This window comes from Trebonia sp. (assembly GCF_049794275.1).
Lineage (GTDB): Bacteria > Actinomycetota > Actinomycetes > Streptosporangiales > Streptosporangiaceae > Trebonia.
The window spans coordinates 1-7470 of the sequence record NZ_JBARCR010000523.1; the positions used below are offsets into that span (position 1 = coordinate 1).

At 70.7% G+C, this 7470-nt stretch carries 9 protein-coding genes; 2 read left to right on the forward strand and 7 right to left on the reverse strand.

Features of this window, described 5'->3' with window-relative positions; translation table 11 throughout:
* Positions 1-105: 105 nt before the first annotated feature.
* From WA805_RS14405 to WA805_RS14425, 5 genes are all read right to left on the reverse strand, one after another.
* Complete coding sequence (locus WA805_RS14405) at positions 106-1062, reverse strand: ABC transporter permease subunit (RefSeq protein ID WP_422290326.1); 957 nt, start codon at positions 1060-1062, stop codon at positions 106-108.
* 3 nt (positions 1063-1065) lie between these two features.
* Positions 1066-2004 carry an ABC transporter ATP-binding protein gene (locus tag WA805_RS14410; protein ID WP_422290324.1) on the reverse strand — a complete coding sequence of 313 codons (939 nt, stop codon included), beginning with the start codon at positions 2002-2004 and terminating at the stop codon, positions 1066-1068.
* An 87-nt stretch (positions 2005-2091) separates the two neighbouring features.
* Positions 2092-2529 carry a cysteine dioxygenase gene (locus WA805_RS14415; RefSeq protein WP_422278715.1) on the reverse strand — a complete coding sequence of 146 codons (438 nt, stop codon included), beginning with the start codon at positions 2527-2529 and terminating at the stop codon, positions 2092-2094.
* Positions 2530-2674: 145 nt separating this feature from the next.
* Positions 2675-3700 carry an HAD-IIA family hydrolase gene (locus WA805_RS14420; RefSeq protein ID WP_425242571.1) on the reverse strand — a complete coding sequence of 342 codons (1026 nt, stop codon included), beginning with the start codon at positions 3698-3700 and terminating at the stop codon, positions 2675-2677.
* Positions 3697-4140, reverse strand: a complete 444-nt coding sequence (locus WA805_RS14425) for a tetratricopeptide repeat protein (RefSeq protein WP_422290322.1) — start codon at positions 4138-4140, stop codon at positions 3697-3699. Before WA805_RS14425 ends, WA805_RS14420 begins: the two co-directional genes overlap by 4 nt.
* Before the next feature lie 3 nt (positions 4141-4143).
* Here WA805_RS14425 and WA805_RS14430 point away from each other — a divergent pair, with 3 nt between their 5' ends.
* Positions 4144-5496: a DUF1015 family protein gene (locus WA805_RS14430; RefSeq protein WP_422274811.1), complete on the forward strand. Its 1353-nt coding sequence runs from the start codon at positions 4144-4146 to the stop codon at positions 5494-5496.
* Between the two features lie 38 nt (positions 5497-5534).
* On the opposite strand, the gene WA805_RS14435 is transcribed toward WA805_RS14430, so the two are convergent.
* Positions 5535-5930, reverse strand: coding sequence for an STAS domain-containing protein (locus WA805_RS14435; protein ID WP_422274809.1), 396 nt, complete (start codon positions 5928-5930; stop codon positions 5535-5537).
* A gap of 127 nt (positions 5931-6057) precedes the next feature.
* Between WA805_RS14435 and WA805_RS14440 the strand changes: the two genes are divergently transcribed.
* Complete coding sequence (locus WA805_RS14440; protein WP_422290327.1) at positions 6058-6948, forward strand: MBL fold metallo-hydrolase; 891 nt, start codon at positions 6058-6060, stop codon at positions 6946-6948.
* Here WA805_RS14440 and WA805_RS14445 read toward each other — a convergent pair.
* Positions 6945-7470, reverse strand: a 526-nt coding sequence (locus tag WA805_RS14445; RefSeq protein ID WP_425242572.1) for a hypothetical protein, incomplete at its 5' end; no start/stop codon positions are given. The genes WA805_RS14440 and WA805_RS14445 overlap by 4 nt on opposite strands.

Here is a 7470-nt window from a genome sequence, read left to right on the forward strand (position 1 = left end):
GGATCGGGGTCACTGGTACATCCTGGCGGAAAAAATTCTGCCGATCGCGCGATCCGCCCTCTCTGTAAGGTGTGGATCGCGCGATCGGCAGGCCCCCGAAAGGGGTTAAGCGTCGCGCTTGCGGAACAGGTAGGCGCCGACCGCCAGGAACACGGCGGCGTAGATCAGCGTCACCCCGAACTGCGGCCAAGCCGACCACAGGTGCTGGTTGGTCTGGCCGATGGTCACCGAGAGCACCCGGCCCGCGGCGTCGGGGAAGAACCGCATGATGTCCCAGCGCCAGCTGTCGGGCAGGATCTGGATGATGATCGGCAGCACGAACATCAGGCCGATGACCGAGGTGATCGCGCCTGCTGTGTGCCTGATGATCGCGCCGAGGCCGAACGCGATCATCGCGACGACCGTCACGAACAGCGCGGTGCCGACGATCGCGGTGAGTACGGTGCCCGGAGAGATCACGATCGTGCCGAAGAAGTGATAGATCGGCGGCGCGTTACTGTTGGGCCCGCCGGGGGGCGGGCTCAAGTTGACGTTCCTGGGGATCGTGACGGAGTGGAACAGCGAGGCGGCGACCCCGGAGCCCGACATGGCCGCCTGGCCGACGAAGAACGAGACGAACGAGGTGATCAGCGAGACGATCAGCGTCACCGTGCCGAACACGATCAGCTTCGCGGCGTAGACCGTGCCCCGCCGCGGCATCGCGGTCAGCGACGTGCGGATCATCCCCGTGGAGTATTCGGACGTGATCACCATCGCGCCGAGCACCGCGATGATCAGCTGACCGAGCTCGAAGAAGGCGATCAGCGACGCCTGCGCCGCGTCCGTACTGGCCTTGTTCCACGGGTTGTTGTGGAGTTGGGACGCGATGCCGAAGCCGGCGATGGCGGCGATGCCGACGCTGACGATGAACAGCGCCGCGATCGTCCAGTAGGTGGAGCGGACCGAACGGAGCTTGGTGAACTCCGAGCGGATCGCGCCGGGCAGCCCGGCGCGGCCGGTCGCCGGCGGCAGCGCCGACAGCCGCAGTGCCGGGGCAGAGCCTGGTGCAGTAGTGGTAGCCATTGGTCAGACCCCGCTTCCGATTGGCGCGGCGCCGGTGCGCGCCTCGGCGTGGTACTCCACGGCGTCCGCGGTCACTTCCATGTACGCCTCTTCCAGCGAGGCGCGCATGACGCTCAGCTCATGCAGCCGGATGCCCTGCTCGAAGGCGATGTCGCCGACCATGTCGGCGGGCATCCCGCGGACCAGCAGCGAGCCGTCGCCGTCCACGGTGGCGGTGCCGCCCTTGGCGGCCACGGCGAGCAGCATCTGGTCAGAGGAGGGTGTCCGCACCCGCACCGCCGCACCGGACGAGCGGGCGATGAACTCGGCCATCGTGCAGTCGGCGATGAGCTTGCCCCTGCCGATCACGATCAGGTGGTCGGCGGTGTTCTCCATCTCCGACATCAGGTGGCTGGACACGAAGACCGTGCGGCCCTCGGCGGCCAGCGCCTTCATCAGGTTCCTGATCCACAAGATGCCCTCGGGGTCCAGCCCGTTCACCGGCTCGTCGAACATGAGCACGTGCGGATCCCCGAGCATGGTCGCCGCGATGCCGAGCCGCTGGCTCATGCCGAGCGAGAAGCCCTTGGACCGCTTGCGCGCGACCTCGGACAGCCCGACGAGGTCAAGCACCTCGCCGACCCGCGAGGTGGGCAGGTTGTTGGTCTGTGCCAGGCACAGCAGGTGGTTGTAGGCGCTGCGACCCCCGTGCACCGCCTTGGCGTCCAGTAGCGCACCGACCTCGCGCATCGGATACGCCAGGTCGCGGTATTGCCTGCCGTCAACGATGACGGTCCCCGCGTCCGCGTAGTCCAGCCCGAGAATCAGCCGCATCGTGGTGGTCTTGCCTGCGCCGTTCGGGCCCAGGAAGCCGGTCACCCTGCCCGGCTCGATGCCGAAAGAAAGATCGCTGACGGCGACCTTATCGCCGTATCGCTTCGTGAGGCCCCGTACCTCGATCATGGAAGATTGTCCTCTCTGCTTTTAGAGACGACCTCAGTCTGGCCGGCGCGGGGTAGGTACGGCGTCGGTCCTAGTGATGATTCCGGTCTACTCCCCCGGGGTGACACCGGCAGGCCGCGCGGCGTAGTGCAGGCTCACCGAGTACCCGTGACCAGCGCCGAGCATCCGGTGCCTGCCGCTGCCGCTGCCGTGTACGCGGACCCGGCCGGCGCGCAGCGGGCGGCCCGCCTCGGCCACTTCCCCGGCGAGCAGCGTGGCGTAACCGCAGTCGCAGTCGGTGACCGCGCCGGGAGGCAGCACCAGCAGCCAGGCGCCTGCCGTTCCCGGCACCGGGACGCGCAGCGGTGCGTCCGGATCGAAGCGGACCAGGTCCCACCAGCGCTGCGGGGCGGCGGCGAGCTCGCTGAGCTGGCCCGCCTTCCTGCCGACGGTGTGCGGCGCGGCGCTTTCCCGGGACTGCGGCGGCAGCACGAACGGAGCGGCGAGCTGGGCGATCTCAGGGGCAACCGAGAGGTCGGCGTTCAACGAAGGGTTCCTTCACGTGTTGGCTGGACTGACTCCTGGATTCGGGGTCAGCGACAACACGCGGGAACGCGGCAGCACAGCATGGCGACTCGGCTAGTCATGCGTGCTGGCATGCGGACTAGGAGACCGTAATTACGGTGTGTTGTCAAGTTGGCAGGCCAGCGGCGGCGAGCTCCTCGAGGGCGGCTTTGATGTCGTCTGTGGTGCGGCCTTCGCCTGCCTGCCACCCGGCGGCCGCGAGCGCGCGCAGGCCGTCGATGGCGCTGCCCGACCCCTTCAGGGCAAGCCCGGCGCCGTGACCGCCCTCGGCCCGCAGCGCCGTCCAGCCGCCGCACGCCGCGCCGTCATCCGTAAGAGTGACATCCGGATACGGCTGGAGCAGGGCGTCGAGCGTTTCCGCGATGTAGGTAGGGCGCTGCGTCGGCGACGCGAGCACGACGTCGGCGGGGCGGGAGACGCCGGTGAGCACCAGCAGGCTGTCGGCGCCGGCGCGGTGCGCGGCCTCGATATCGGTGTCCAGCCGGTCGCCGACGACGAGCGGGTTCTTCGCGTTCGTGCGGATCACCGACTCGCGGTGCAGCGGCGGTTCCGGCTTGCCCGCGATGACCGGCGCGGTGCCGGTCGCGTAGGCGATGACCTGGAGCAGCGACCCGTTGCCCGGCTGGATGCCGCGCGGGCCAGGCAGGGTGCTGTCCGCGTTGGTGCCGACGAACAGCGCACCGGCCCGCACGGCGAGACCGCCCTCGGCGAGAGCCGCGTACGCGATACCGGGGCCATAGCCCTGGACGACCGCCGCGGGGTTGCCGACGGCGGTGGACACAGGGGTGAGGCCGCGTTCCCTGACGGCGAGCCGGAGCGCGGTGGCGCCGATGACGAGGACCTTGGCGCCCGGCGGCAGCCTGTCGGCGAGCAGCCGGGCCGCGGCCTGAGCGGAGGTGACGACGTCCGCCTCATCGGCGGGGACGTTCATGCCCGCCAGCAGGCCCGCGATGGCCGCCGGGGTGCGGGACGCGTTGTTGGTGACGTAGGCGAGGCGCATGCCGCTGCGCTTGGCCTGCTGCAGGGCCTCGGGGGCGCCAGGTATGGGGATGCCGCCGATGTACACCACGCCGTCCAGGTCGAGCAGCGCGACGTCGTAGGCGGCGCCGAGGGGGCGGGAACCTTCGGTCATGACTCCGCCGTCCGCTTGCGGGCCTCGAGGGTCGCGCGCACCTGGCGGAGCGCGTCGGTGTACTCCTTGCGGTCCGGCCGCATCGCGGCGGCCAGGGCGAGGTACTCCGCGGCGCCCTCGGGGTCGCCGGTGCGGGCGAGCGCCAGCCCCAGCCCGAAGTGCGCGTAGTCGTCGCTCGGGCTCGCCTCCACGATCACGCGGAAGTTGTCCGCCGCCTCCGCGTACCGCCCGGTGTCGAACTGAGCGCGGGCGAGGGCCTCGCGCACGCTGCGCGACTGCGGCTCGGCAGCCGCCGCGCGCTGCAGCACCTGGGCCGCGGCGGCCGGGCTGCCCTTGCCGAGCAGTTCCATCCCGGTGGTGTACCAGGCGTGCACGTCGTGCGTTTCCGAGTCGTTTTCCTGAAACGGGGAATCCCAGCCGCCGCTTGGTCCTTCAGACATGATGTGCAGACCCACTCTCCGTCCAGCCCTGGTTCGGGTGTCGTCCTGGCGCCGTTCCGCGGCGTCCGCTACGACCCGGTCCGGGTGAGCGGGCTCGCCGACGTCACCTCACCACCGTACGACGTGATCGGCCCTGGCACGCTCGACGCGTTGCTCGCGGCCTCGCCGTACAACGTCGTCCGGCTCATTCTGCCCGCGATTGAGCTCGACGCGCACGCCGCGGGCGCGGTGGCCGCCGAGCGGCTGGGGTCGTGGCTGTCCTCGGGCGTGCTGGCGCCCGACCCCGAGCCCGCGCTGTACGTCTACGAGCAGCGCGGTCCCGGCTTCACGCAGCGCGGCCTCATCGGGCTCGTCGGCGTGGGCACCGGCGGCATCCTGCCGCACGAAGGGGTCATGCCCAGCCTGGTGACCGGGCGGCGCGAGCTCATGATGGCGACGCGAGCCAACCTCGAGCCGATCTTGCTCGTCTACAACGGCGGGGAGTCCGGCGCCGATTCGCTCGACGCGCTGGACGGACCAGGTGCCGCGGGAACCGGCGGGCACGGGGGCCCCGCCGGCCCGGCATCCCGGCTTGTCGACCTCGCGGCGGACGAGCGGCCGCCGCTGGTCTCCGCGGTCACCAGCGACGGGATCACGCACCGGCTGTGGCGGCTGACCGACCCGGACGAGCTCGCGACCATCGCCGCCGACCTGGCCGGACGGACCGCGCTGATCGCGGACGGGCATCACAGGTACGCCGCCTACCGGGAGCTGCGCAGCCTGATGGACGGCGCGGGACCGTGGGATTACGGGCTGGCGTTCCTTGTCGACGCGGACGCCTACCCGCCCAGGCTCGGCGCGATCCACCGGGTGATCCCGCACCTGGCGCCTGAAGAGGCGGCGCGGCTGGCCGCGACGGCGTTCACCGTCGAGAAGCTGGCGGACGTGCCGCCAGGCGACGTTCCGGCCGCTGTGGACCGGCTGGCCGCCGCTGGACGGGACGGGACCGCGTTCCTGCTCGTGGGACGGCCTGGCTGCTGGCTGCTGACCCAGCCGGATGAGGACCAGCTGGCGGCGGCGATGCCAGCCGAGGCGTCGCCGCGCTGGCGGGCACTCGACGCGTCTGTCATGCAGGAACTGCTGCTGGCCCAGCTGTGGCTGATCAAGGACAACGAACGCGACGTGCTGATCTCGCACGACGCGGGCGAGGCGATCCGGATGGCGCTGGACGCCGACGGCACCGCCGTCATCTGCAACCCCATGCCGCTAGCCGCGGTCAAGGACGTGGCCGCGCACGGCGAGCGAGTGCCGCGCAAGTCCACGTCGTTCGGCCCCAAGCCGCGGACGGGGCTGGTGCTCAGGACGTTCGAGCCGTGAGGACGCGCGGCGCCCGGCGGGCGCCGCTGGACGGCCGGCTAGTCCGTGGAATCGGCTATCTCGTCGGCGACGGCGAGGTGGATGTCCGGCTTGTCGTGGCTGGCCAGGGCTTCGTCTACTGAATCGTAGATATTGAAGACCCGGCTCAGCCCGGTGATACGGAAAATCCTGAGGATGCGGCCCTGGGTGCAGACAAGGTCAATGGCGCCGTCGTGCGCGCGCACCCGTTTCAGGCCCCCGACGAGGACGCCGAGCCCGGTGGAGTCGAGGAACTCGACGCCCTCCATGTCCACGATCAGGCGGTAGTTCCCCGCATCTGTCAGGCTGACGATCGCCTCCCTGAGCCGGGGCGCGGTATAAACGTCGATCTCTCCGCTCACCGCGATGACGGTGCTGCCGGGAGCGGCGGAGTACTCATTGAGCATGAGGTCCATGGGCTGTTCCCTTTCCTTAGTCTGGGACAATAGTCGGGTGCGGGACGACATTGCTAGGAGCGACGGAAAATATTCAGATAGTGACATTACCGACCTCGGCAGCGATGTCTTCCAGATCGACACCCGGATGGCCGGGTACGCAGGCATAACGGCCGGGTACCTGATCAGGGGCAGCCGGCCGTGCCTCGTGGAAACAGGCACCGCGGCGTCCGCGCCGGTAGTGCGGGCCGCGCTCGCCGCCTTGGGGGTCGGAGCGGCGGACCTGGCCACGGTCGTGGTCACGCACATCCACCTCGACCACGCGGGCGGCACCGGCGACATCGCGGCCATGTACCCGGGCGCGGAGGTCGTGGTGCACGTCAAGGGCGCACGGCACCTCGCCGACCCGAGCCGCCTGATGGCCGGCGCCCGCGCGGTGTACGGATCCGCGCTCGACAGGCTTTTCGGGGAGCTGGCGCCGGTCCCCGCGGACCGGATCGTCGCGCTGGACGACGTGGGCAGCATCGACCTCGGGGACGGGCGGCGGCTGGACAGCCACTACTCCCCCGGGCACGCCAAGCATCACGTCGGGCTGATCGACTCGGCCAGCGGCGACCTGTACGTGGGCGACGCGGCGGGGGTCTACATCCCGGAGACCGGCGACCTGCGGCCGGCCACCCCGCCGCCCGACTTCGACCAGGAGACGGCGCTGGCCTCGCTGCGCCGCTTCGCCGCGCTGCGGCCCTCCCGGCTGCTGTTCAGCCACTACGGGCCGGTGACCGACGTGGACGCGACCCTCGCCCGCTCCGCGGAGGAGATCGACGTGTGGGTGTCGCACACCCGCGAGGCCCGCGCCGCGGGCATGGACCTGGACCACGCCGTCGCCATGGTGCGCTCCCGCACGCTGTCCCGGTACGCCGTGCTTGGCCCTGACGCTGACCCGGCCCTCGCCGCCAGGTTCGAGCGGATGACCGGCCCGGCCCTGAACGTACAGGGCATCTGGGGCTGGCTAGACAAGCTGGAAACGCCCGTCGGCTAAGCGTCGCGCGCTCGTATCCCGAGGTCGGAACTCCCTGGCGTCCAGAGGGCCTCAGCCTGGCGGTCCAGCAGAAGATCCACCACGCTTTGCGGATTGAGGCCACTGGGATCAACCCAGAGTCCAATGCGCGGCAGGCGATCGAGGCCCCGCTCGATGATGCCCTCAAACTCGTTGACCGGCCGGCCGCCGGCCGCGGCCTGGACACGGCCGGCGAACGCGGCGGCCTCGGGGTGATCTGAGTCGCCGTAGCGGTCCGCCAGGTACGCGGCTTCTTCGGGCAGCCGGTCGATCCCGCGCTGCCGTAGCACCGCTACCGGCGGGCGGAGCACGACGAAGTTGACCGGCCGGCCGGCCAGGACCCCGGTCAGCGACTCGAACCCTTCATTGATGACCGTGTCGGTGACGATGGCCGTGATCCCGGCATCCGCGAACGCGGCGGCGACGAGGCACGCGTTGCGGATGCGCAGCGCGTACTGGACGCCCGCCTCGCCAGTCAGGTGCCCAGTGGCCGGGTCGCTGTCA

What these genes read in the sequence shown, in the direction of transcription:
- WA805_RS14405 (WP_422290326.1), bottom strand. Translation starts at nt 1,062, where the DNA reads ATGGCTACCACTACTGCACCAGGCTCTGCCCCGGCACTGCGGCTGTCG.
- WA805_RS14410 (WP_422290324.1), bottom strand. Translation starts at nt 2,004, where the DNA reads ATGATCGAGGTACGGGGCCTCACGAAGCGATACGGCGATAAGGTCGCC.
- WA805_RS14420 (WP_425242571.1), bottom strand. Translation starts at nt 3,700, where the DNA reads ATGACCGAAGGTTCCCGCCCCCTCGGCGCCGCCTACGACGTCGCGCTG.
- WA805_RS14425 (WP_422290322.1), bottom strand. Translation starts at nt 4,140, where the DNA reads ATGTCTGAAGGACCAAGCGGCGGCTGGGATTCCCCGTTTCAGGAAAAC.
- WA805_RS14435 (WP_422274809.1), bottom strand. Translation starts at nt 5,930, where the DNA reads ATGGACCTCATGCTCAATGAGTACTCCGCCGCTCCCGGCAGCACCGTC.
- WA805_RS14440 (WP_422290327.1), top strand. Translation starts at nt 6,058, where the DNA reads ATGGCCGGGTACGCAGGCATAACGGCCGGGTACCTGATCAGGGGCAGC.